Origin of the sequence: Kluyvera georgiana ATCC 51603, assembly GCF_001654985.1 — a bacterium.
GTDB classification, from domain to species: Bacteria; Pseudomonadota; Gammaproteobacteria; order Enterobacterales; family Enterobacteriaceae; genus Kluyvera; species Kluyvera georgiana.
The window spans coordinates 1-21,208 of the sequence record NZ_LXEU01000047.1; the positions used below are offsets into that span (position 1 = coordinate 1).

At 51.7% G+C, this 21,208-nt stretch carries 24 protein-coding genes; 15 read left to right on the top strand and 9 right to left on the bottom strand.

All coding sequences use genetic code 11. The annotated features are described in order from the left end of the window. The 7 genes from M989_RS24570 to M989_RS11400 all read left to right on the top strand — a co-directional run. Positions 1–139 (top strand): YnfA family protein (locus M989_RS24570; RefSeq protein WP_483413965.1); only part of this gene is annotated, 139 nt, incomplete at its 5' end. Between the two features lie 193 nt (positions 140–332). Continuing rightward, entirely contained in the window at positions 333–1,547 is a 1,215-nt protein-coding gene (gene rspA / locus M989_RS11380; RefSeq protein WP_064545325.1) for a starvation-sensing protein RspA, read from the top strand. Positions 1,548–1,674: 127 nt separating this feature from the next. Further along, positions 1,675–2,658, top strand: a complete 984-nt coding sequence (locus M989_RS11385) for a C4-dicarboxylate TRAP transporter substrate-binding protein (protein WP_064545327.1) — start codon at positions 1,675–1,677, stop codon at positions 2,656–2,658. 52 nt (positions 2,659–2,710) lie between these two features. Continuing rightward, complete coding sequence (locus M989_RS24575) at positions 2,711–3,196, top strand: TRAP transporter small permease (protein ID WP_157093540.1); 486 nt, start codon at positions 2,711–2,713, stop codon at positions 3,194–3,196. Beyond that, positions 3,187–4,464, top strand: coding sequence for a TRAP transporter large permease (locus tag M989_RS11390; protein WP_245191252.1), 1,278 nt, complete (start codon positions 3,187–3,189; stop codon positions 4,462–4,464). Before M989_RS24575 ends, M989_RS11390 begins: the two co-directional genes overlap by 10 nt. Positions 4,465–4,633: 169 nt before the next feature. Continuing rightward, the gene (locus M989_RS11395) at positions 4,634–6,094 is read left to right on the top strand and encodes a mannitol dehydrogenase family protein (protein WP_064545331.1); all 1,461 of its coding nucleotides are present in this window, start codon (positions 4,634–4,636) and stop codon (positions 6,092–6,094) included. Between the two features lie 210 nt (positions 6,095–6,304). Further along, on the top strand, positions 6,305–6,733 hold the full coding sequence (locus M989_RS11400) for a universal stress protein (RefSeq protein WP_064545333.1): 429 nt from the start codon (positions 6,305–6,307) through the stop codon (positions 6,731–6,733). Positions 6,734–6,766: 33 nt separating this feature from the next. On the opposite strand, the gene M989_RS11405 is transcribed toward M989_RS11400, so the two are convergent. After that, on the bottom strand, positions 6,767–7,453 hold the full coding sequence (locus M989_RS11405) for a GntR family transcriptional regulator (protein WP_064545335.1): 687 nt from the start codon (positions 7,451–7,453) through the stop codon (positions 6,767–6,769). 92 nt (positions 7,454–7,545) lie between these two features. Then, positions 7,546–8,295: a bifunctional NADP-dependent 3-hydroxy acid dehydrogenase/3-hydroxypropionate dehydrogenase YdfG gene (gene ydfG / locus M989_RS11410; RefSeq protein WP_064545337.1), complete on the bottom strand. Its 750-nt coding sequence runs from the start codon at positions 8,293–8,295 to the stop codon at positions 7,546–7,548. A gap of 384 nt (positions 8,296–8,679) precedes the next feature. On the opposite strand from ydfG, the gene M989_RS24580 reads away from it, so the two are divergent. The 3 genes from M989_RS24580 (at position 8,680) to M989_RS25540 (ending at position 11,536) form a co-directional block, all read left to right on the top strand. Continuing rightward, entirely contained in the window at positions 8,680–8,817 is a 138-nt protein-coding gene (locus M989_RS24580) for a Hok/Gef family protein (RefSeq protein WP_245191253.1), read from the top strand. A gap of 150 nt (positions 8,818–8,967) precedes the next feature. Further along, entirely contained in the window at positions 8,968–11,013 is a 2,046-nt protein-coding gene (dcp, locus tag M989_RS11415; protein WP_064545339.1) for a peptidyl-dipeptidase Dcp, read from the top strand. Between the two features lie 352 nt (positions 11,014–11,365). Further along, positions 11,366–11,536, top strand: coding sequence for a hypothetical protein (locus M989_RS25540; protein WP_157093541.1), 171 nt, complete (start codon positions 11,366–11,368; stop codon positions 11,534–11,536). A 167-nt stretch (positions 11,537–11,703) separates the two neighbouring features. Here the strand turns inward: M989_RS25540 and mgtS are convergent, their stop codons facing one another. Together mgtS and ftrA are read right to left on the bottom strand one after the other, a co-directional pair. Further along, entirely contained in the window at positions 11,704–11,799 is a 96-nt protein-coding gene (gene mgtS / locus M989_RS25545; protein ID WP_157093542.1) for a protein MgtS, read from the bottom strand. An 82-nt stretch (positions 11,800–11,881) separates the two neighbouring features. Further along, positions 11,882–12,871, bottom strand: a complete 990-nt coding sequence (gene ftrA / locus M989_RS11420; RefSeq protein ID WP_064545341.1) for a transcriptional regulator FtrA — start codon at positions 12,869–12,871, stop codon at positions 11,882–11,884. An 85-nt stretch (positions 12,872–12,956) separates the two neighbouring features. On the opposite strand from ftrA, the gene M989_RS11425 reads away from it, so the two are divergent. Together M989_RS11425 and M989_RS11430 are read left to right on the top strand one after the other, a co-directional pair. Then, positions 12,957–13,355 carry a rhodanese-like domain-containing protein gene (locus M989_RS11425; RefSeq protein WP_064545447.1) on the top strand — a complete coding sequence of 133 codons (399 nt, stop codon included), beginning with the start codon at positions 12,957–12,959 and terminating at the stop codon, positions 13,353–13,355. 152 nt (positions 13,356–13,507) lie between these two features. Further along, the gene (locus M989_RS11430; RefSeq protein ID WP_064545343.1) at positions 13,508–14,614 is read left to right on the top strand and encodes a cobalamin-independent methionine synthase II family protein; all 1,107 of its coding nucleotides are present in this window, start codon (positions 13,508–13,510) and stop codon (positions 14,612–14,614) included. 37 nt (positions 14,615–14,651) lie between these two features. On the opposite strand, the gene ydeE is transcribed toward M989_RS11430, so the two are convergent. Next, positions 14,652–15,842 carry an efflux MFS transporter YdeE gene (ydeE, locus tag M989_RS11435; protein ID WP_064545344.1) on the bottom strand — a complete coding sequence of 397 codons (1,191 nt, stop codon included), beginning with the start codon at positions 15,840–15,842 and terminating at the stop codon, positions 14,652–14,654. A gap of 196 nt (positions 15,843–16,038) precedes the next feature. Between ydeE and eamA the strand changes: the two genes are divergently transcribed. Then, on the top strand, positions 16,039–16,941 hold the full coding sequence (eamA, locus tag M989_RS11440) for an O-acetylserine/cysteine exporter (RefSeq protein WP_064545346.1): 903 nt from the start codon (positions 16,039–16,041) through the stop codon (positions 16,939–16,941). A 32-nt stretch (positions 16,942–16,973) separates the two neighbouring features. Here the strand turns inward: eamA and marB are convergent, their stop codons facing one another. From marB to marR, 3 genes are read right to left on the bottom strand one after another with little or no spacing between them, the layout of a single operon-like run. Continuing rightward, a complete protein-coding gene (gene marB / locus M989_RS11445) occupies positions 16,974–17,186 on the bottom strand; it encodes a multiple antibiotic resistance protein MarB (protein WP_064545348.1) in 213 nt (70 codons plus the stop codon). 30 nt (positions 17,187–17,216) lie between these two features. Next, a complete protein-coding gene (gene marA / locus M989_RS11450; RefSeq protein ID WP_064545350.1) occupies positions 17,217–17,600 on the bottom strand; it encodes an MDR efflux pump AcrAB transcriptional activator MarA in 384 nt (127 codons plus the stop codon). A 20-nt stretch (positions 17,601–17,620) separates the two neighbouring features. After that, on the bottom strand, positions 17,621–18,055 hold the full coding sequence (gene marR, locus M989_RS11455) for a multiple antibiotic resistance transcriptional regulator MarR (RefSeq protein ID WP_064545351.1): 435 nt from the start codon (positions 18,053–18,055) through the stop codon (positions 17,621–17,623). A gap of 229 nt (positions 18,056–18,284) precedes the next feature. Here marR and M989_RS11460 point away from each other — a divergent pair, with 229 nt between their 5' ends. After that, on the top strand, positions 18,285–18,953 hold the full coding sequence (locus tag M989_RS11460; RefSeq protein WP_064545353.1) for a MarC family NAAT transporter: 669 nt from the start codon (positions 18,285–18,287) through the stop codon (positions 18,951–18,953). Positions 18,954–18,995: 42 nt separating this feature from the next. Here the strand turns inward: M989_RS11460 and M989_RS11465 are convergent, their stop codons facing one another. Next, on the bottom strand, positions 18,996–20,195 hold the full coding sequence (locus M989_RS11465; RefSeq protein WP_064545355.1) for a sugar transporter: 1,200 nt from the start codon (positions 20,193–20,195) through the stop codon (positions 18,996–18,998). 202 nt (positions 20,196–20,397) lie between these two features. Here M989_RS11465 and M989_RS11470 point away from each other — a divergent pair, with 202 nt between their 5' ends. Beyond that, a complete protein-coding gene (locus M989_RS11470) occupies positions 20,398–21,186 on the top strand; it encodes a PhzF family phenazine biosynthesis protein (protein ID WP_064545357.1) in 789 nt (262 codons plus the stop codon). The last annotated feature ends 22 nt before the right edge of the window (positions 21,187–21,208 follow it).

Sequence of the window (21,208 nt, forward strand, 5' to 3'; positions counted from 1 at the left end):
CGGCGGGGTATACATTTTTACTGCGTTGCTGTGGCTGAGAGTCGTAGAAGGCGAAAAGCTGACCACGTACGACTGGCTTGGCGCTGCGGTGGCGCTGTGCGGCATGCTGATTATCGTGGCGGGCTGGGGCAGAGCGTAAAATAAGCGCGGGTGCTTTATGTGCTCGGCCTGCGGTGGTAGAGCACGATTTATTTGTGAACCCTCATGCATTTGTCCGATCTCATCCCCTTGATTTTGTGATCCCTCTCGGTAATTTTCGATATTTATACTTGTATGGTAGTAGTTCAGGGCGTAAGTTTGCCTCACTAACCGATGAGATGTAAGGATTGAAGATGAAAATTGTGGGTGCTGAGGTTTTTGTAACCTGTCCTGGTCGTAACTTTGTCACGTTGAAAATTACCACCGATAGCGGATTAATCGGCTATGGCGATGCGACGCTGAATGGCCGTGAGCTGTCCGTTGCATCCTATTTAAAAGATCATCTGTGCCCGCAGTTGGTGGGGCGTGATGCGCACCGCATCGAAGATATCTGGCAGTTCTTCTATAAAGGCGCTTACTGGCGTCGCGGCCCGGTCACGATGTCGGCTATCTCCGCCGTCGATATGGCGCTGTGGGATATTAAAGCCAAAGCCGCCAACATGCCGCTGTATCAGCTGCTGGGTGGCGCGTCTCGCGAAGGCGTGATGGTTTACTGTCACACCACCGGCCATACCATTGATGATGTGCTGGAAGATTATGCGCGTCATAAAGAGATGGGCTTCAAAGCGATTCGCGTCCAGTGCGGCGTACCGGGGATGAAAACGACCTATGGTATGTCCAAGGGGAAAGGGCTGGCCTACGAACCGGCGACCAAAGGGCAATGGCCGGAAGAGCAACTGTGGTCCACGGAAAAATACCTCGATTTCACGCCGAAGCTGTTTGATGCCGTTCGTAACCAGTTCGGCTTTGACGAGCATCTGCTGCATGACATGCACCACCGCCTGACGCCGATTGAAGCGGCGCGTTTTGGTAAGAGCATTGAAGATTATCGTCTGTTCTGGATGGAAGACCCAACGCCAGCAGAGAACCAGGCGTGCTTCCGTCTGATTCGCCAGCACACCGTGACGCCGATTGCGGTAGGCGAAGTCTTTAATAGCATCTGGGATTGCAAGCAGCTGATTGAAGAGCAGCTTATCGACTACATCCGTACCACGATTACCCACGCGGGAGGCATCACCGGTATGCGCCGCATCGCCGATTTTGCCTCGCTTTACCAGGTGCGTACCGGCTCACACGGCCCGTCCGATCTTTCTCCGGTGTGTATGGCCGCGGCGCTGCACTTCGATCTGTGGGTACCCAACTTTGGCGTGCAGGAATATATGGGCTACTCCGAGCAGATGCTGGACGTCTTCCCGCACAGTTGGACCTTCGATAACGGCTATATGCACCCAGGTGATAAACCAGGTTTAGGCATCGAGTTTGATGAAAAACTGGCGGCAAAATATCCGTATGACCCTGCATATTTACCGGTAGCTCGCCTTGAAGACGGCACGCTTTGGAACTGGTAATCGCCCAAAGTCATTTTATGAAATAACTAATACCTCCTTTTATTTATATTAACTACGTAAGTGTAATATCAAATATGACGTAAGGATGCGTGTTGCTGGTTTAATTGATAATCTACAGGTGAATAAAATGAAAAAATGGAATTGTTCTGTAATCAGATTGACAAAAATATGTTGCCTGCTGCCATTGTTAAGTGCAGGCGTCTGCTGGGGCGCAGAGTCATTAAATGTCAGTACCTCATTATCACCGGACGATCCTGTATACAAAGGATTGCAAAGCTTCAAGAAAAATGTGGAAAAACGGACTAACGGTGACGTGAAGATAAAATTATTTTCCAGCGGCCAACTAGGTGCAGACAATGAACTACTGCAACATGCACAGGCTGGAAGTAATGTTGGTGTGGTCGTTGACGGGGCTCGATTAGCACAGTTTGTGCCTGAAATGGCAATAATTCCCGCGCCTTTTGTATTTAAAGACTACGCCACTTTGAAGAAATTTATCAACAGCCCGGTTTTTGCTCAATGGAATGATAAAATGTCCAAAGAGTCTGGTCTGACTGCGCTCTCCTTTAACTGGTATCAAGGGGCGAGGATGTTGGTGACACAGAAACCGGTGGCAACACCTGCTGATTTAAGCGGCATTCGAGTTCGTGCGCTCGAAGCGCCGGTCACCATTGAAACTATCAAATGTATGGGCGGTTCACCGACCCCACTTTCGTGGTCAGAAATCTATTCATCGATTCAAACTGGTGTCGTGGACGCAGCGGAAGCTCAGCCGACAGCTGTTTATGGTTCAAAATTATACGAAATAACTAAAAATATAACCAAAACGAATCATATTCATTTAATGACCGGTATCGTGGTTTCACAAAAATGGTTATCGACGCTGAGTCAAGAAAATCAGTCCATTTTAAAAGAAGAAGCAGCGAAAAACGGTGATTTAGCTTCAGAGAATACCATTGCTGCGGGCGATAAAATGCTGGATGAAATGGCAGCAAAAGGAATGACGATATCAACTGTTGATGTTAAACCATTTGCCGATGCTTGTTTATATGTTCCAGAGAAGCTGGGGTTAAGCGAAGCTAAAAAACAAGTCGAAAGTGTTATCAATTAACTGCAGGTAAGCAGGGTAATAACCCTATTGTTTTATAGAGGTTTTTATTTCTATGAATATGCTAAGAGCATTTGAGTTGGCTTGCGCAAGAATAGGTTTGGTCGCTATTGTTATTATTATCCTTGTTGGTGGGTTGGGGCGCGCTATTGGTCATCCAGTTATTTGGTCGCTGGAGGTTACCATGGTTATTTTTGCATGGATTAGTATGCTGGCAATTGATTACGCGTTTCAAAAACGTCGGCATATCGGTATAGATGCATTAACCAATTTATTTTCATTGCGAATGCAACGTGCGTGTCTGTGGTTTAATGAGATATTAATACTTCTGTTTTTGCTCTGTGGTGTCTGGTATGGATTTAATTTTACCTGGACCACACATCATCAGGCCTTGCCTGTTACAGAGATATCTCTTGCGTGGCTGAATAGTGCTGTGCCAACAGGGTGTTTATTAATGGTATTTTCCTCTGTATCTTTTTTAATCAACGGTTGTCAGGTTGAATCTCAACAACAAGATAATCAGGAGGAATTATGCTCTTAACGGTTATCTTATTTGTCGTTTTGCTAGTGATCGGGATGCCAGTTGGAATGGTAATCGCTATTTCTAGTTTGAGTTTTTTCTTTACGGCAGACTTTCTACCGATTGGTATCGCCTTTCAGAAATTCTCAGCGCCAACGCAATCCTTTCCGATCCTGGCAACACCGTTGTTTTTACTCGTAGGGAACTTGCTCAATAAATCGGGCGTTACAACCCGACTGCTGGATTTCGCCCGTATTATTTCCGGCTGGATGGTGGGAGGTCTTGCGCAAATCAACGTACTATTAGCTTGCCTGCTAGGCGGGGTTTCCGGGTCCGCGACGGCAGATGCAGCGATGCAGGCGCGGGTGCTTGGTCTACCAATGATTGCTCGTGGTTATCCGAAAGCGTTTAGTGCAGTGGTCATTGCTTTTAGTTCGTTGATTACCGCCACGATCCCACCGAGTATTTTGCTAATTCTCTACGGCTTTGTCGGTAATGTTTCGATTGGTAAGCTGTTCATGGCTGGCATATTACCGGGGTTATTATTAACCGTTATCCTTATGAGCACCAACTATCTGCTTGCAAGGAAGATGAATATTAAACCGGAAATGCAAAGCCTGCCTACTCGACATGATGTGTGGCATAGCTTTAAAAATAGCTTCTGGGCATTAATGTTTCCCGTTGTACTGATAGTGGTGATTCGTCTTGGTATCTTTACAACCACGGAAGCCGGTGCATTTATTGTCCTGTACTCATTTATTATTGGGCGGTATGTCTATAAAGCATTGGATAATGCTGTGCTCTGGGGGGTGTTAAAGCAAACTATCAGCGATATCGGGGTGGTCATGCTGCTCATTATGTCTGCGGCGATTCTGGGGCATATCACGATACTGGATCAAATCCCTCAGCAGCTAGCAGAAACGATTTTACAATTGACAGAAAACCGATACGGGATCCTCTTTTTACTGTTGGCGCTTATTGCCGTTGCTGGAATGCTGTTTGATGGTAGCGTGATCGTTCTGCTCTTGACGCCCATTCTGCTGCCGATTGCCATTGAGGCGGGTTTTGATCCTATTCATTTTGGCTTGATTTTTGTGGTACTGACCCTTCTGGGGGCAAACACGCCACCGGTTGGGATCTGTATGTATACAGTCTGCGGCATACTGAACTGTAGTTCGATAGCGTTTGTTAAGGCATCTATTCCGTATCTGATTGCCTTTTTCTTATTCATTGTGATGCTGGTGATTTTCCCTCAAATCACATTGTTCCTACCGTCCGTCCTGATGTAGCGGACATTCCCAGCATCGGCATAGTAGGCTGACGACTTTGTCGATGCTGTCACACAGCTTAAAAATCATGTCATACCAATCACCAATATATTAATGCAAATCAAAATCTCCTCAGATGAACTCGTTAATCTAGTATGGCAATCAACATTCTCTACAGTGAGTCAAAAAGATGCAGAATACGCTATTAACCGCTAAGGCAACTCTCCCGACCTACGATCGCAGCAAACTGGTGTCACGTATTGTGCACCTGGGCTTTGGCGCGTTCCACCGCGCCCATCAGGCGGTATACGCCGATATCCTCGCCTCAGAACACGGCAGCGATTGGGGTTATACCGAAGTTAACCTGATCGGCGGTGAGCAGCAGATTGCCGACCTGAATCATCAGGACAATTTATACACCGTGGCGGAAATGTCTGCGAATGCATGGACTGCCCGCGTGGTGGGCGTTGTTAAAGAAGCGCTGCACGCCCAGGTGTATGGTCTGGAAACCGTGCTGGCAAAAATGTGCGAGCCGCAGGTCGCGATTGTCTCCCTGACTATCACCGAAAAAGGCTATTGCCACTCTCCGGCAACCGGCGAACTGATGCTCGATCATCCCCTCATCGTGGCCGATCTGCAAAACCCGCATCAGCCTAAATCTGCGCCGGGCGTAGTGGTAGAAGCGCTGGCGCGTCGTAAAGCGGCGGGTCTGCCGGCATTCAGCGTGATGTCCTGCGATAACATGCCGGAGAACGGTCATGTCATGCGTAACGTCGTGTGTGCCTATGCGCGCGCCGTCGATGCTGACCTGGCTGATTGGATTGAGTCACACGTGACCTTCCCGTCAACCATGGTTGACCGTATTGTACCGGCGGTGACGCCTGAAACACTGGACAAAATTGAACAACTGACCGGCGTCCGCGATCCGGCAGGCGTGGCGTGCGAACCTTTCCGCCAGTGGGTTATTGAAGATAACTTTGTGGCGGGACGTCCGGAATGGGAAAAAGCGGGTGCCGAGCTGGTGAGCGACGTGATTCCGTTCGAAGAGATGAAGCTGCGTATGCTGAACGGCAGCCACTCGTTCCTGGCCTATCTGGGCTATCTGGCGGGCTATCAGCACATCAACGACTGCATGGGTGACGACAACTACCGCCGCGCAGCGCATGACCTGATGTTGAAAGAGCAGGCGCCGACGCTGAAAGTACAGAACGTCGATCTGGCGCGTTACGCGGATCTGCTGATCGAACGCTATACCAACCCGGCGCTGCGTCACCGTACCTGGCAGATCGCGATGGACGGTAGCCAGAAACTGCCTCAGCGTATGCTGGATTCCGTGCGCTGGCACCTTGCGGATAACAGCAGCTTCACGTTGCTGGCGTTGGGTGTTGCGGGCTGGATGCGCTATGTCGGCGGCGTAGACGAGCAGGGCAATGCCATTGAAGTATGCGATCCGCTGCTGCCGGTGATCCAGGCTGCGGTGCAGCAGAGCGAAGAGGGCGAGTCCCGCGTGAAAGCGCTGCTGGCCATCGAAGCTATCTTTGGTAAGGATCTGCCGCAGCAAGGCCAGTTTGTTGATCAGGTGACAAATGCTTACCTGTCTCTGCTGAGTAAAGGCGCGAAAGCGACCGTAGCCGAGTTCGTCGCGCTGTAATCATCCTATTATGCCGCCAGCATTGGCGGCATTTCATTTTTCTCCTCGCATTACACTTCTTTAAGTTTATTCAAGTCAGTTGAAATAATGGACGATTATTTTCACGCCGAAACTATCAGTTTTGTGAATTAATGCTATATCAATAGGCATAAATATGGCATGGTTATTGCGAAACAAAAAATGGATCCTCTGGAATAAGGAGCTCGGGCTATGTATAAAAAAATTCTCATGCCTGTAGATATTTTTGAAATGGATTTAAGTGATAAGGCTATTCGTCATGCGGTATATCTGGCGGGCGAGTCGGGTGAAATTACGCTGCTGAACGTATTACCCAACAGCAATCGTTCAATTTTGCGCGGTTTTGCTTCGGATATTAAAAAATTCGAAGACTATATGCAGTCGGAATCGGCAAAGAAAATGAAGAACCTGCAGCGGCTATTCGATATGCCTGCAGAGCGCATACACACCGAGGTTCGTTTTGGCAATATTCGTGATGAAGTGCTCGCGTTAAGCAAAACGGGCGAGTATGACGTGATTGTGATTGGTTCGCGTCAGAGAGGGATCACAACGCATCTGCTGGGATCGAACGCGGAGTCTATTTTACGTTACGCCAATATTCCAACGATGGTTATTCGTTAAAAAAAAGGCCTTCGATATTGAAGGCCTTTTTTATCACTCTTCGCTAAACCAATCGCGATTTTCCTGACGAATGAGCAGCACGGATTCGCTGATTTCCTGCAGATGCAAAGTCATCGCTTTTTCCACCGTATCAGCATCACGCTTTTCAAGCGCACTGAATATTTCATGGTGCTGTCTCAGCAGCATTTCCGGCGAGGAAATGTGATCGAGGCTCATATAACGCACTCGGTCGATGGCCGCTTTAATATTCTCGATGGTGTCCCACGCAAGCTGGCAATCCGCAATATTTGACAACAGTTGATGAAATTCATCATCCAACTGGAAAAAATCGTTTAGCTGCTGGCGGTCGATAGCAATTCGCTGCTGATGCAGATTTTGTTCTAGCTGATAGATCTGGGCATCGGTGATCATCGTTGCTGCACGGCGTGCCACCGCGCATTCAATGGCCTGACGCACAAAACAGCCGTTGCGAACCTGTGAAAGGGAGATCTTATTGACGTAACTGCCGCGCTGAGGACGAATCTGGATAAGTCCGTTTTCGGCCAGTTTAATAAAGGCTTCACGTACCGGCTGGCGGGAAACATCAAAGCGCAGGGAGACTTCCTTTTCCGACAACGGCGTCCCCGGTGGAATAAGACAGTGCACAATATCGCGGCGCAGGATGCGATAAATCTGTTGATTGACGGGCTGTGTTGGGTTCAGTTGTGTTTCGGCGGCCATTGAGTCGTTCTTATCAGCTGATTAAGCTGTTATTTTACGCTTTTTTTGCCGCCACGCACAGACCCGACCGAGGGTCGGGTCCGGATAAAATGTTAACTTCCGCGATGAACGCTAAGGCCAGCGTAAGTCTGACTGACCGGCATCATCTCAACGGTATTGATGTTAACGTGTTTCGGCAGCGTCGCTACCCACCATACGGCTTCAGTAACATCTTCCGGCGTCAGCGCGTTGGCATTTTCGTAGGTTTTACCGGCTTTTGCATCGTCACCTTTGAAGCGGACGTTGGAGAACTCGGTGCCGCCGACCAGACCTGGCTCAATATCCGTTACGCGAACGGCGGTGCCGTGCAGGTCGGTACGCAGGTTCAGGCTAAACTGACGCACAAAAGCTTTGGTTGCGCCATAGACGTTACCACCTGCATAGGGCCAGCTGCCAGCAGTTGAACCGATATTGATGACATGACCACGATTGCGCTCGACCATACCCGGCAGGACGGCGCGGGTCATGTACACCAGACCTTTATTGTTGGTATCGATCATATCTTCCCAATCTTCCACGCTGGCGCGATGCGCAGGCTCCAGACCCAGCGCTAACCCGGCGTTGTTGACCAGGATATCAATATCGCGCCATTCAGCAGGCAGGTTAGCGATTGTCTCTTCAATGGCCGCGCGATTGCGCACGTCCAGCTGTACGGTCAGCACGCTGTCACCCAACTCATCTTTTAGCGCTTTCAAACGTTCGTTACGACGGCCAGTGGCAATAACTTTGTGCCCGTTGGCAATAAAACGGCGGGTGATGCTTTCGCCAAAGCCTGCCGTTGCTCCTGTTACCAGTACGATCATTTCTCTGTTCCTTCAACGCTTAAGTGTCGTATTACGATAGCAGAACGATCAGGGCATAACTATCCTGGCCGATTGATGTAGCGGAATAAAAAGAAAAACAGTTTTAGATTTTTTTAACCGGTGACGAAGTCTTGATGTTTTCTGAAATGTACCCGGGGAGGAGTGAGGGACGCAGTGTATCGGAGCTCTGGGTTAACATGGCTGCGGGTGCTTGAGGCTATCTGTCTCAGGCATAGCGGAAGGCAGGTAGAAAAAAGCCCCAGAAAACATTTGACGTCCAGCAAGACGTTAAACATTCATCTGAGGCCCCTATGCTCTACAACACAAGGTTAGCCTCTTACCGACCTTCGGGTCAAGGAGTAGAAGGCTATGAAGCCACAAAGAATGGCGCTATTGGCGCTCGTCGTTATCGGCATCACGCTTCTGGGCGTACCGCTACTTAACAACAAACAGCTCTGTGATGTTAGCTTCCGAAGCGGCGGAACGGAGATCGTGGCTCACATGGCTTACGAAACCAGGTAGGAGTCAGGCGGGGAGTGATCCCCGCCATTTCCGCCGTTGTTCAGTATCCTCAATGCACCCAATCCTTCTGCCTTCTGAAGAGATAATCGAGCAGCGCGGCCTTAATTTGTTTATCCTGCCAGAGTTAACTGTTTTCTTCAGGAGCATGACATGTCGGCTATGAATCCCTTTTTCGCCAGCAGCACTTTACCTTATCAGGCACCGCCGTTTGATTTGATCAAAGACGAGCACTATCGTCCGGCTTTTGACGAAGCGCTGAAACGTAAACGCCAGGATATCGCCGACATTGCCCGAAATCCTGCCGAGGCGACCTTCGAGAACACCTTTATCGCGCTGGAAAAAAGCGGTGAAATGCTCGCGCGCGTGACATCCGTTTTCTTTGCGATGGCCGCATCAAATAGTAACGATGAGATTCAACGACTTGATGAAGCGTTCTCGGCGGAGCTTGCCGGGCTGGCAAATGATATCTATCTCAATGACGCGCTGTTTACGCGGGTTCAGGCCGTCTGGGAAAAGCGTGATTCATTGGGTCTGGACAGCGAATCTCATCGACTCATCGAGGTGATTTATCAGCGTTTTATTCTGGCCGGGGCGAGACTTGGTCGCGAGGAAAAGGCCGAACTGAAAACCTTGAATACCGAAGCGGCGACGTTGAGCAGCCAGTTTCATCAATGTCTGCTCGGGGCGGCAAAAAGCGGTGGGCTGGTCGTCGATAATGAGGCAGCATTGGCGGGCCTGAGTGCAGATGAAGTGGCTGCGGCCGCCATGGCCGCAGCAGAGCGCGGGCTGACGGGCCGTTGGTTGATACCGCTTGTCAATACCACACAGCAGCCTGCGTTGGCCTCCTTGCATTCGCGGGATACCCGGGAAAAATTGTTTAACGCGGCATGGCAGCGTAACCAGAGCGGAGATGCCAACGATACGCGAGAACGTATTCTCAAACTGGTGGCTGTCCGCGCCCGGCAAGCGGAGCTATTGGGCTACGCCGATTACGCGAGCTGGAGTATGGCCGATCAGATGGCGAAAAATCCCAAAGCCGCGTTCGACTTTATGCGAAAAATTACGCCTGCGGCGCGTGCCAGAGCGGAACGCGAACTGGCAGATATTCAGGCGCTGATCGACGGTGGCTCGTCGTCTTTCACCGCGCGGTCCTGGGATTGGCTCTATTATTCCGAACAGGTTCGTCGGCAGAAATTCGCCATTGATGAAGCGCAAATTAAACCCTGGTTCGCGCTGGATCGCGTACTGAACGACGGCGTTTTCTGGGCCGCTAGCCAGCTGTTCGGTATCCGCTTTGTTGAGCGTTTTGATCTGCCTGTTTATCATCCAGACGTACGCGTGTGGGAGATTTTCGATGCCGATGGTGAAGGCATGGCGCTGTTCTATGGCGATTTCTTTGCGCGCGATAGCAAGAGCGGCGGGGCGTGGATGGACAATTTTGTGCCGCAGTCCACCCTCCTGGAAACCCGTCCGGTTATCTACAATGTTTGTAACTACCCGAAACCCGCCGCCGGGAAGCGTGCGCTTATCTCCTGGGATGATGTGATCACGCTTTTCCATGAGTTTGGCCACGCGCTGCACGGATTGTTTGCGAAACAGCGCTATGCGACTTTATCCGGCACGAATACGCCGCGCGACTTTGTCGAGTTTCCGTCGCAGATTAATGAACATTGGGCGAGTCATCCCGACGTGTTTGCCCACTATGCTCGTCACTATGAAAGCGGTGAGCCGATGCCGGATGCGCTGCGCGAAAATCTGTTCCGCGCTTCAAGTTTTAACAAAGGTTACGACATGACTGAACTGCTCAGCGCCGCGCTATTGGACATGAACTGGCATAGTTTATCCGGCCACGAATTACCGAAAAGTGTGGATGAGTTTGAGGCTGAGTCGCTACGACGCGAAAACATCGATCTTGTCGCGGTGCCGCCACGCTATCGCAGCAGCTATTTCTCACATATTTTTGGCGGCGGCTATGCGGCGGGGTATTACGCTTATCTGTGGACACAAATGTTGGCCGATGACGGCTACCAGTGGTTTGTTGAACACGGCGGTTTAAATCGTGAAAACGGGCAGCGATTCCGTGATGCTATTTTATCGAGAGGCAACAGTAGCGATTTAGAAAAATTGTATCGTGACTGGCGCGGGCACGATCCATTAATTTCCCCGATGCTTAAAAATCGTGGTTTAAGTGATTAAACCGATTGTTAAAGAGGCTTTCTGTCGTCTGTTTTTACGCACCGGACGAAGCTGAAAGGATAAAAAAAAACCGCACACAGGGCTGGCGGGTTAAGTACCACAATAATATAGAGCATTCTCACTATCCTTCCGGGAGGGAAGGATAGTAGAAGCAATCTTACGTAACGTTCACAGTTTCGTAACCTAACATTTTCGGTAGGGTATCATCGTGCAGCGTGTTAAGTGCGCTGGCTCACGGGGCCTTTACAAATACGTGCAGTTGTTGAAGAAACTCGCCATTCAACTTGCTAGTATTGTTGCGTAAATCGTTGAGTTAATGGATTTAATATCGACAATCTGCCCGGAGGCACTAATGAATAAATCCCAGCGTAAAACGCGTCGCGAGTCCATCTGGTCTACCCGTCCTGAGCATCAGGACTTACAGGAATCACGTTCCGGCAGATTGTGGGCAGGCCGTCAGGCCGGCTGTCAGAGTAAAAAAGCGTGGAAAAATTATGGTTTAAATAATGCGCTCGCCGTTTAGCTTTAGTTGAATAAAACGGTGGTAGGATTATTTTACAGCAACGGTTACCCAATCAAGGAGAGCGGGTAGCCGCAGAAGTAGAAACCTATCCATGCAAGCATTTATACCGCCAGTTATGCTGGCGGTTTTTTTTATTTCTTTTTCCATGGGGATTATTACAGCGTCGGTTAGTCGTTCCATTTACCGCTTAAAAAAGCTGTCAGAAAACCGGAAAACAGAATCAGCCCCACGGCAACCAGAAACACTTGCATATTATCCAGCATGATGACCTCCTCTTTAACGATTTCACTACCAACATCGATTAGCGTACTCTCTTAAACTTAGACTAACGCCGTCATTTGTGAATTAATTATTTGTTGCGGTAAATCTTTTTCGATAAGCCAGCGGGCTGATAGCAAAATGTTGCTGAAAGCGCAGACGGAGATTTTTGGCATTACCAAACCCGGTCATTTCCGCGACCTTTTCTACGCTGTCTCTGCCAGTAGTTAAATGATGTTGAGCCTGCAATAAGCGCTCATCAAGCAGCCAACGGGCAGGCGTTTTCCCGGTCGCTTCCTGGAAACGGCGCAGGAACGTGCGTTCGCTCATACCGACTTTGTCAGCCAGCGAACGTACGCTATGGTTCTCCGCCAGGTGCTGGTGGAGAAAATCAAATAACATCCCTAAGCGCTGACTTTCGCGGGAGCGGGCGACGGGCCGGGTAATTTGTTGCTTTTGCGCGCCGTCTCGGTGTGGCTGGATGACCAGCCGTCGAGCAACCCGGTTGGCGGCCTCCAGCCCAAAATCAAGCCTGACAACGTGTAAGCAGAGATCGATACCAGCGGCGCTGCCGGCAGAAGTCAGTACGTTCCCCTCGGCGATATAAAGTACGTCATCCACAACGTTAATCGCCGGGTAGCGTTGCTGGAGTAGCGTGGTATAACGCCAGTGGGTCGTGGCTCGTTGACCATCAAGCAGGCCAGCCGCCGCCAGAACAAACACGCCGGAACAGATAGATAACACCCGGCATCCGCGCCGATGCGCCTGCTTTAGCGCCAGGCTCAACGCTTCCGGCACCGGGCTATCCACACCGCGCCAGCCAGGGACGATAATGGTATCTGCTTCTTCAAGCAGGCTCAGGTCGCCATCGGCCATCACGCGAACGCCGCCGGTAGCGCGCAGGGCACCTTCATCGACGGCAGCAACGGCAAAGCGATACCAGCTTTCACCCATTTCAGGCCGGGGCAGGCCAAACACCTCTACCGCCACGCCAAATTCAAAGGTACAGAGCCCGTCGTAGGCTAGCGTCACCACCAGGGGGGCGCGTATTGTCATATTCTGGCTGTTTTCTGTCATTTCTGTGGGCCGTTCTCGTATTGGGAGCCTGTTTATACTCATCGCATCGTTACCATAGTGGTAATACCTAACGGGAGAGTCAATGATGAGTTACGTTACCGAATTTCCGACGGCCAGCGCGGCTGACGCCGCAGCCCATTTTCGCCAGCGTCTGGGTTTTGAAACTGACTGCGCTGACGTGCACGCCGCCCTGCAGGAGCCAGAAGTGGATTTTGTCCTGCTCCATGTGGTGGGCAGCGCCGAGACGTTTGCCCGACGCCATTTACCCGGCGCGATCCATCTTCGCCATGCTGAGATGAGCGCTGAACGCATGCAGGAATGGCCGCAAGAGACCTTATTTGTGGTCTACTGCGCAGGTCCACACTGTAATGGTGCTGACCGCGCGGCATTAAAGCTGGCGACGCTGGGACGACCGGTGAAAATTATGCTTGGCGGTATCACCGGCTGGGAAGATGAAGGTTTTGCCTTTAGCCAGGGATCGTGAATTTTTTTCATCTATCATGAATTATTCTCGTTTGCCTGTGGCGCACACGGATGACACTATCTGGACATATAGCCATCCAGAAGGCTAAAAAGTTCAAATAATAAATTATCACTCCGGGTAACCAGTTTGCCCGAGTGAAAAAGGAGAATCGCATGCCACATCAACACGCCCCGTACCGCGCCGATATTGTCGGCAGTTTTTTACGCCCGCTGACCATCAAACAGGCGCGCCAGCAGCTGGCTGACGGAGAAATTACCGCGCAGCAGCTGCGTGCCGTTGAAGATGCTGAGATTCGTCGCGTGGTGCAGCATCAGTGCGACTGTGGCCTGCATGTGGTGACCGACGGCGAATTCCGCCGCGCCTGGTGGCACTTCGATTTCTTCGACGGTTTGCAGGGCGTGGAGCGCTACGACTCAGATAAAGGTATTCAGTTTAACGGCGTACAGACTCGCGCTCACGGCATTCGCGTGACCGGTAAGCTTGGTTTCGGTGACCATCCAATGCTCGAGGATTTCCGTTTCCTGAAAAGCATCAGCGGCGACGCAACGCCAAAAATGACCATTCCAAGCCCGAGCGTGTTGCATTTTCGCGGGGGCCGTAAGGATATTGATGCGACCGTATATCCAGACCTGGCTGAATATTTCAACGATCTGGCCGACACGTGGCGTGATGCTATCCGCGCCTTCTACGATGCGGGCTGCCGTTATCTGCAGTTGGATGACACCGTCTGGGCCTATCTGTGCTCGGAAGACCAGCGTCGTCAGGTTCGTGAGCGGGGAGATGATCCGGATCAACTGGCGGCGATCTATGCCGACGTGCTGAACCGCGCGCTGGAAGGTAAACCGGACGATCTGATTATCGGTCTGCACGTGTGCCGCGGTAATTTCCGCTCCACGTGGATTTCTGAAGGCGGCTATGAGCCGGTGGCGGAGATTTTGTTTGGCCGCGTCAACGTCGATGCGTTCTTCCTTGAGTACGACAACGACCGTTCCGGCGACTTCGCGCCGCTGCGCTTCATTCGTCCTGGTCATCAGAAGGCGGTACTGGGGCTCATTACCACCAAGAACGGCGAGCTGGAGAACCCGGAAGGGGTGAAAGCGCGCGTTAAGGAAGCAGCACGCTACGTTGCGCTGGAACAGATTTGCCTCAGCCCACAGTGCGGTTTTGCCTCAACGGAAGAGGGCAACAGCCTGAGCGAGCAGCAGCAGTGGGACAAGGTCCGCCTGGTGACGGGCGTCGCGGCCGACATTTGGTCATAACGATCTCTTCCCGGGGCCGTATTGGCCCCGGATAACCCTACGCCGCGCTGACGGTGGTGCCCCAGGTACTGGCCTTAATTCCACGGAAAATCAACAGCCACGCCAGCACAATGGTGACCATCATGATGGGGAATAGCATGACCGGCGGGAAATGGGTCAGGATCTGCCCGGTCAGTAGTGGGTTAAGAGCAGCGCCTAACCACCCAAGCGCCTGAGCGGAAAAATAGCTGGCTTTCATGCCCGGTGGGGCGATGTTATCGATCAACATGTATTCACCCGGTGCGTAGATGACTTCTCCCAGGGTGAAAACGGCTGCCGCCAGCCCCCAGAACCACAGGTTGTCGCCAGAAAACATAAACCCTGTCAGACCTATCACATAGCAAACGGTACCAAAGGTCATTAATGGTCGCAGATTATTGGCAGTAAGCTTGCGACCAATCGCGTACTGTAGTGTGACGACCACGGCGGCGTTCACCGGCAAAATCACGGCCACGACCTTTTCAGCAAAGTTACTGTCGCCAACTGCCAGCACGTACTGAGAGAGGCAGGAGGCAAAAGAACCGCCAACGAAGGACGCCAGCAGGCCCGACAGCGTAAACCACAGCAGCGCCCGGTCGCGCAGCAATACTGACGGTGACCAGGCGATGGGCGTTTCGGCGATTTCCGTTGGTCTCAGACGTTCAACGTAGCGCTGGATAAACAGCAGCGGGAAGGCCGCGCATATCGCTGCCAGCCAGAAAGGCAGGTTGATACCTTGCATGACCAGCAGCGTTCCAATCGGCGGACCGATAGTCCAGCCAATATTCAGAAACGTGTAGTTAAGCGAAAAAACCTTCGCTTTGGTTGTCGGCGCGAGGGTATCGGAGAAATAGGCTTTCAGTACGGTGGAAAACACCGAGTACGAGCAGTTGATCAGCGAGAAGAAAAAAACCACCAGCACCACGCTATGGACCAGCGGAATGGCGACAAAACCGCAGATAAAAAAGGCGACGGCAATCAGCATGTAGCGTTTTTTATCAAATTTATCGGCCAGAATCCCGAAGCCGAGGCTGAACATGACGCCAACCACCAGCGCAATGGACATGGCATAACCGATGGTATCTACCGTCATTGCGTACTGACGCGTGAGATAAATGGTCATAAAGGGAAGTGTGGCACCGCGTCCGATAGTTAACAGTAACGACGATGCCAGTAGCGCGATCGTAGATCGTCTGGTCGTTGGTTTCATTTTCCTGCCTGATAGATGTCGTAGTATTGTTTTTTGTTATCTCTTTCACAAATATCATGCCATAAGCAGCTTGTATAGCCGTGGTCGTGTTGGGGAGTGCGATTTTGAACTGCCAAAAATAATGATCTATTCCTCGTCTGAATTTTTCGTTACTTTGGTTAGGCTTACATAAATTTAAAAAAAGTTGGGGCGAGGAATGACGCGTAAAGATGGGCTACTGGCCCTGTTGGTGGTTGTGGTATGGGGACTGAACTTTGTGGTCATCAAAGTCGGCCTGCACGGTATGCCACCGCTGCTATTAGCGGGACTACGCTTTTTATTTGTCGCTTTCCCGGCGTTATTTTTCGTTCCGCGTCCGCGGGTTCCGCTACCGCTGCTGCTCGGCTATGCGCTCACCATCAGTTTTGGCCAGTTTGCCTTCCTGTTTTGTGCCATCAACTTCGGCATGCCGGCTGGGCTGGCTTCGTTGGTGCTCCAGGCGCAGGCTTTCTTTACCATCATTCTTGGCGCTTTCGCCTTTGGTGAGCGTCTACAGCGTAAACAGCTGGTGGGGATTTCGCTGGCGGTGTTTGGCGTGCTGGTGCTGATTGAAACCAGTATGAGCGGGCAACACGTTAAGCTGCTGGGCTTTATGCTGACGCTGGCGGCGGCGCTGTGCTGGGCGTGCGGTAATATCTTTAACAAGAAAATCCTCCACCATGATTCGAAACCCGGTGTGATGTCGCTGGTAGTATGGAGCGCGTTGATTCCCATTCTGCCGTTTATGCTCAGCTCGTGGGTTTTCGAGGGCCCGCAGCTGATGGCGCAAAGCCTGATTCATATTGACCTCACGACCGTGCTGTCGCTGGCATATCTCGCTTTCATTGCCAGCATTGTGGGTTACGGCATCTGGGGTTCACTACTTGGCCGTTATGAAACGTGGCGCGTGGCGCCGCTATCATTGTTAGTGCCGGTTGTGGGGCTGGTCAGCGCAGCGCTGTTGCTTGATGAAACGTTGTCGGCAATGCAGTTGATTGGCGCGCTGTTAATTATGGCCGGACTGTTTATTAACGTTTTTGGTCTGCGTTTGCCAGGGATGCGACGGGTGGTGAAGAGCTAAAAAAAGCCCCGCGATAGCGGGGCAATGAATGTTTAGCGATTATTGTCATTGTAATACGGTACGCCCAGCTCATCAGATTTATCGCTGCCAGCACCCATATGATTGAAATCAAACGGTGACTGGCTGCTGGCGGACGGCATCAGCATGGTGTCGTGCGCGGTTTTATGAGCCGGAAGTTGCTCCGCGTAGCTCTGCGAAGAGGCCATCGCTAGCAGGGCGAAGGCAACGGAAGCGAACAGTTTCATTATTTCCTCGATACGTCTTATTGCAGGCGATTAACAAACACAGTGATTAATAGGGTGGAGATAGCGAGACTCTCCGTGCATATTGGTGACGCGGTACTTGTGCGGCGGCACGTCGAAATAGTTTTTAAACGTCCGCGTCAACGTCTGCTGAGATTCAAATCCGTAGCGTTCGGCCAGATACAGAATCGGCTCATTACCTTCTTTTAATTTCTGGGCGATTTCCGTCAGCTTACGGGTGCGAATGTACTGACCTAATGAATGACCGGTCTCTTTTTTAAACATTCGCTGCAGGTGCCATTTGGAGTAACCGGAACGTTCGGACACTTTCTCAAGCGACAGCGGCGATTCCAGGTTATCTTCGATCCAGTCCAAAATGCTATGAATAGTAATAGCGTCAGTGTTACGTCTGGACATCGTCTTACCTCTTCTTCTGTTTACGGCAATATTTTTTTAAGCAGAAGCTCGAGTGTTGCAACTTCATTTGCCGTTAAGTTTTTTGTTAATTCCTGGTGCAGGTTTTGCCCAACGAGCAGATGGCATTGTTCACAAATGGCTGCGCCTTCCGGCGTCAACTGAATCAATACACCCCGCTTGTCGCTTGGATTGGGTAACCGGGCTATCCAGCCCCGACACAGCAAACGGTCAAGCATGCGGGTGAGCGCGCCCAGATCCACCGACAAGGTTTTTTTCAATTCCACGGGGGTGATACTGCCTTTACAACGAATAGAGCACAGCACCCTAAACTGTGAGGCGGTAATGTCTTCTGGCGATAAATGCTCGTTGAGTAAGCGATCTTTCTTTTGGTTAACCAGGTGAATCAAATGCCCAAGTGGAATCATTTCATTGAAGAGATCGCTTGTGCTGTTCACAATGGTTGCCCTGGCAAGTACTTTAGTTGCGATGGATATTATTTCTCACGCAACCATAAGTCAACTGAATGGGTTGAACGATGCCACGAATTGCTAAAACGCTTCAGGAAGGCCTAAATAGGATATCCTGTAGAGGAGCAACCCGTAGCAAGAGATGCTGTACAAAAGGGCGGCGACCAGGCGTACAGGCCGATTTTTTCCGTAAAACAGACAGGATTTTTAAACGCTTATGAAGGAACTCTTTCAGGCAATTGGGCTAGGTCTGGTGGTGTTGCTACCGCTGGCTAACCCGCTAACCACCGTCGCGCTATTCCTTGGCCTTTCGGGGAATATGAACAGCGCGGAGCGTAACCGGCAGTCATTGATGGCTTCCGTTTACGTTTTCGCTATCATGATGGTGGCCTACTATGCAGGCCAGGTGGTGATGAATACATTTGGGATATCAATACCTGGCCTCCGTATTGCCGGCGGGCTGATTGTCGCTTTTATTGGTTTCCGCATGCTGTTCCCGCAACAGAAGGCGCATGACTCACCGGAAGCGCGCAGTAAGTCCGAAGAGCTGCAGGAAGAGCCGACCGCCAATATCGCCTTTGTGCCGCTGGCGATGCCCAGCACCGCAGGCCCTGGCACCATTGCGATGATCATCAGCTCGGCCTCAACGGTGAAGCATGGTGTCAACTTCCCGGAGTGGGTTGTCCTGGTCGCGCCGCCGATTATCTTTGCGCTGGTTGGGGTGATTTTATGGAGCTGCCTGCGCAGTTCCGGGGCGATCATGCGCCTGGTGGGGAAAGGCGGCATCGAGGCGATTTCGCGTCTGATGGGCTTCCTGCTGGTCTGCATGGGGGTGCAGTTTATTATTAACGGCGTGCTGGAGATTATTAAAACCTATCCTGCCTGAGGCAAATCAGGCCGGGACTTTCACCCGGCCTGATAACGCGTTTTAATGCTGATGCGCCTGTTCTTCTAACGACGCCGTAGGCCAGCGGCGGAAAATGATTGCAGCCCAGATAAACGCCGCCAGCGCAGGCGCCGCGCCCACGTAGCCGATAGATGACATCGACATATGGGTGCTAATCTGGCTGCCCAACAGCGCACCCGCGCCAATCCCGATATTGAAAATACCCGAGAATAGCGACATGGCGACATCGGTGGCGTCCGGCGCTAACGCCAGCACCTTTACCTGCATACCCAGGCCAATCACCATAATTGCGATCCCCCAGAAGATGCTCAGCACCGCCAGATGGGTGGCATCCTGTGCCGCTGGCAACAGCAGCAGCAGACATACCAGCAGCAAGCCAATCGCGCTGCTGATAAGTGCGGAAGCATGCAGGTTACCCAGTTTGCCAAACAGCACGCTGCCGATGATCCCCGCGCCGCCGAGAATCAGCAGCAGCACGGTGGCAAAGTTGCCGCTCAGCCCGGCCACGGTCTGGACAAAGGGCTCAATATAGCTGTAGGCGGTGTAGTGGGCGGTGACCACTACAACGGTCAGCAGGTAGATGCTCATCAGCGCCGGGCGACGGAAAAGCACCGGTAGGCTCTTCAGGGAACCAGAATGTTCGCTTGGCAGACGCGGCAGCAGCTTAATTAAGGCCAGCAGCGTAATCAGTGCCCCCACGCCAATGGCGAAGAAGGTGGTGCGCCAGCCAAAATACTGGCCGACGATGCGACCAATCGGAATACCAAAAACCATCGCCAGCGCCGTGCCGGTCGCAATCAGACTCAGGGCCTGCGCGCGTTTTCCCGCTGGCGCCATCCGAATGGCCAGCGAGGCGGTGATCGACCAGAACACCGCGTGGGCGAAGGCAATGCCAATACGGCTGGCGACCAGCACCGTGAAGTTCCACGCGAGGAACGAGATCACGTGGCTGGCAATAAACAGGACAAAGAGTCCGATCAGCAGCTTGCGGCGCTCCATCTGGCTGGTCAACAGCATAAACGGTAGCGACATCAGCGCGACGACCCATGCGTAGATGGTCAACATAATACCGACTTCGGCGGTCTGCATGCCAAAGCTGTCTGCGATGTCCGACAGCAGGCCAACCGGAACGAACTCAGTGGTATTAAAAATAAAGGCAGCGACGGCCAGCGTGACTACCCGAAGCCACGCGATCCGACGAGAGACGGCGTTTGTTGTCATAGATAATGCACCGGGGGCGTTAGATAAATGAAGAGACGTGGGATCTTAAAGCTATTATTGCTGCAAATACAATCATTATGTGATTTGGATCTCATTTTTATTTCATAGTGACAGTGTCACATAATATGAGGGGAAAGGGGCTTGTCGTTGTTAAGATTTTGTGTCAGTTTGCGATAACGTGGATACAACGCAGAGGAATAATATGTACGAGATTGATTTTTTTATGGTTGATGCCTTTAGTGACCGGGCCTTTGGCGGCAACGCGGCGGCCGTCTGTCTGCTGAAAGAATGGCCCGCAGATGACCTGCTGCTCAAGATGGCGCAACAACATAATCAGTCGGAAACCGCATTTATTGTTAAGCAGCCGGGCGGCTTTGCGTTGCGCTGGTTTACCACCCGGGATGAGGTTAACCTTTGTGGTCACGGCACGCTGGCCAGCGCCCATGTGGTGTTCAACTATCTCGACTATCCGGATGAACGGGTTCATTTCGAGACGCTCTCCGGGCGCTTAACCGTGACGCGTAGCGGTGAATGGCTGACGCTGGATTTCCCCATCAGCGTGACCGAAGAAGCTGTGCCGCCAGAAGAGATGCTGCGTGCGCTCGGTATCAGCGAGTATCGCCAGGCGCGTCAAGGCAGAGCATGGGTTATTGAACTGGAGAATCGGCAACAGGTTGAAGCACTGCAACCGGATATCGGCGCGATGATACCGGGCGAACATAAAGTCTCAGTAACAGCGAAAGGCGACGGCGAATACGATTTTGTCAGCCGTTTCTTCTCGCCGGGTGAAGCGGTATGGGAAGATCCGGTGACCGGTTCGGCGCACACGATGTTGATTCCTTACTGGGGCGAGACGTTAGGGAAAACGCAGATGCTGGCGCGTCAGGTCTCCGCCCGCGGCGGCGATGTGCGCTGCGAGTGGCGGGGAGAACGGGTCCTCATGAGCGGGAAGGCGAGAACCTATTTGCAGGGCAAGGTGTTTCTGGATTAACCCGGCGTCGCTGTGCTCAGCC

Excerpts from the sequence above, each read along its gene's own strand:
- M989_RS11430 (WP_064545343.1), top strand. The coding sequence starts at position 13,508 with ATGCCACATCAACACGCCCCGTACCGCGCCGATATTGTCGGCAGTTTT.
- M989_RS11400 (WP_064545333.1), top strand. The coding sequence starts at position 6,305 with ATGTATAAAAAAATTCTCATGCCTGTAGATATTTTTGAAATGGATTTA.
- ftrA (WP_064545341.1), bottom strand. The coding sequence starts at position 12,871 with ATGACAGAAAACAGCCAGAATATGACAATACGCGCCCCCCTGGTGGTG.
- M989_RS24580 (WP_245191253.1), top strand. The coding sequence starts at position 8,680 with ATGGCGCTATTGGCGCTCGTCGTTATCGGCATCACGCTTCTGGGCGTA.
- ydeE (WP_064545344.1), bottom strand. The coding sequence starts at position 15,842 with ATGAAACCAACGACCAGACGATCTACGATCGCGCTACTGGCATCGTCG.
- M989_RS11395 (WP_064545331.1), top strand. The coding sequence starts at position 4,634 with ATGCAGAATACGCTATTAACCGCTAAGGCAACTCTCCCGACCTACGAT.
- ydfG (WP_064545337.1), bottom strand. The coding sequence starts at position 8,295 with ATGATCGTACTGGTAACAGGAGCAACGGCAGGCTTTGGCGAAAGCATC.
- M989_RS11385 (WP_064545327.1), top strand. The coding sequence starts at position 1,675 with ATGAAAAAATGGAATTGTTCTGTAATCAGATTGACAAAAATATGTTGC.
- M989_RS11390 (WP_245191252.1), top strand. The coding sequence starts at position 3,187 with ATGCTCTTAACGGTTATCTTATTTGTCGTTTTGCTAGTGATCGGGATG.
- rspA (WP_064545325.1), top strand. The coding sequence starts at position 333 with ATGAAAATTGTGGGTGCTGAGGTTTTTGTAACCTGTCCTGGTCGTAAC.
- M989_RS25540 (WP_157093541.1), top strand. The coding sequence starts at position 11,366 with ATGAATAAATCCCAGCGTAAAACGCGTCGCGAGTCCATCTGGTCTACC.
- M989_RS11405 (WP_064545335.1), bottom strand. The coding sequence starts at position 7,453 with ATGGCCGCCGAAACACAACTGAACCCAACACAGCCCGTCAATCAACAG.
- mgtS (WP_157093542.1), bottom strand. The coding sequence starts at position 11,799 with ATGCTGGATAATATGCAAGTGTTTCTGGTTGCCGTGGGGCTGATTCTG.
- marB (WP_064545348.1), bottom strand. The coding sequence starts at position 17,186 with ATGAAACTGTTCGCTTCCGTTGCCTTCGCCCTGCTAGCGATGGCCTCT.
- M989_RS24575 (WP_157093540.1), top strand. The coding sequence starts at position 2,711 with ATGAATATGCTAAGAGCATTTGAGTTGGCTTGCGCAAGAATAGGTTTG.
- M989_RS11470 (WP_064545357.1), top strand. The coding sequence starts at position 20,398 with ATGTACGAGATTGATTTTTTTATGGTTGATGCCTTTAGTGACCGGGCC.
- M989_RS11465 (WP_064545355.1), bottom strand. The coding sequence starts at position 20,195 with ATGACAACAAACGCCGTCTCTCGTCGGATCGCGTGGCTTCGGGTAGTC.
- marA (WP_064545350.1), bottom strand. The coding sequence starts at position 17,600 with ATGTCCAGACGTAACACTGACGCTATTACTATTCATAGCATTTTGGAC.
- M989_RS11460 (WP_064545353.1), top strand. The coding sequence starts at position 18,285 with ATGAAGGAACTCTTTCAGGCAATTGGGCTAGGTCTGGTGGTGTTGCTA.
- M989_RS11425 (WP_064545447.1), top strand. The coding sequence starts at position 12,957 with ATGAGTTACGTTACCGAATTTCCGACGGCCAGCGCGGCTGACGCCGCA.
- eamA (WP_064545346.1), top strand. The coding sequence starts at position 16,039 with ATGACGCGTAAAGATGGGCTACTGGCCCTGTTGGTGGTTGTGGTATGG.
- dcp (WP_064545339.1), top strand. The coding sequence starts at position 8,968 with ATGTCGGCTATGAATCCCTTTTTCGCCAGCAGCACTTTACCTTATCAG.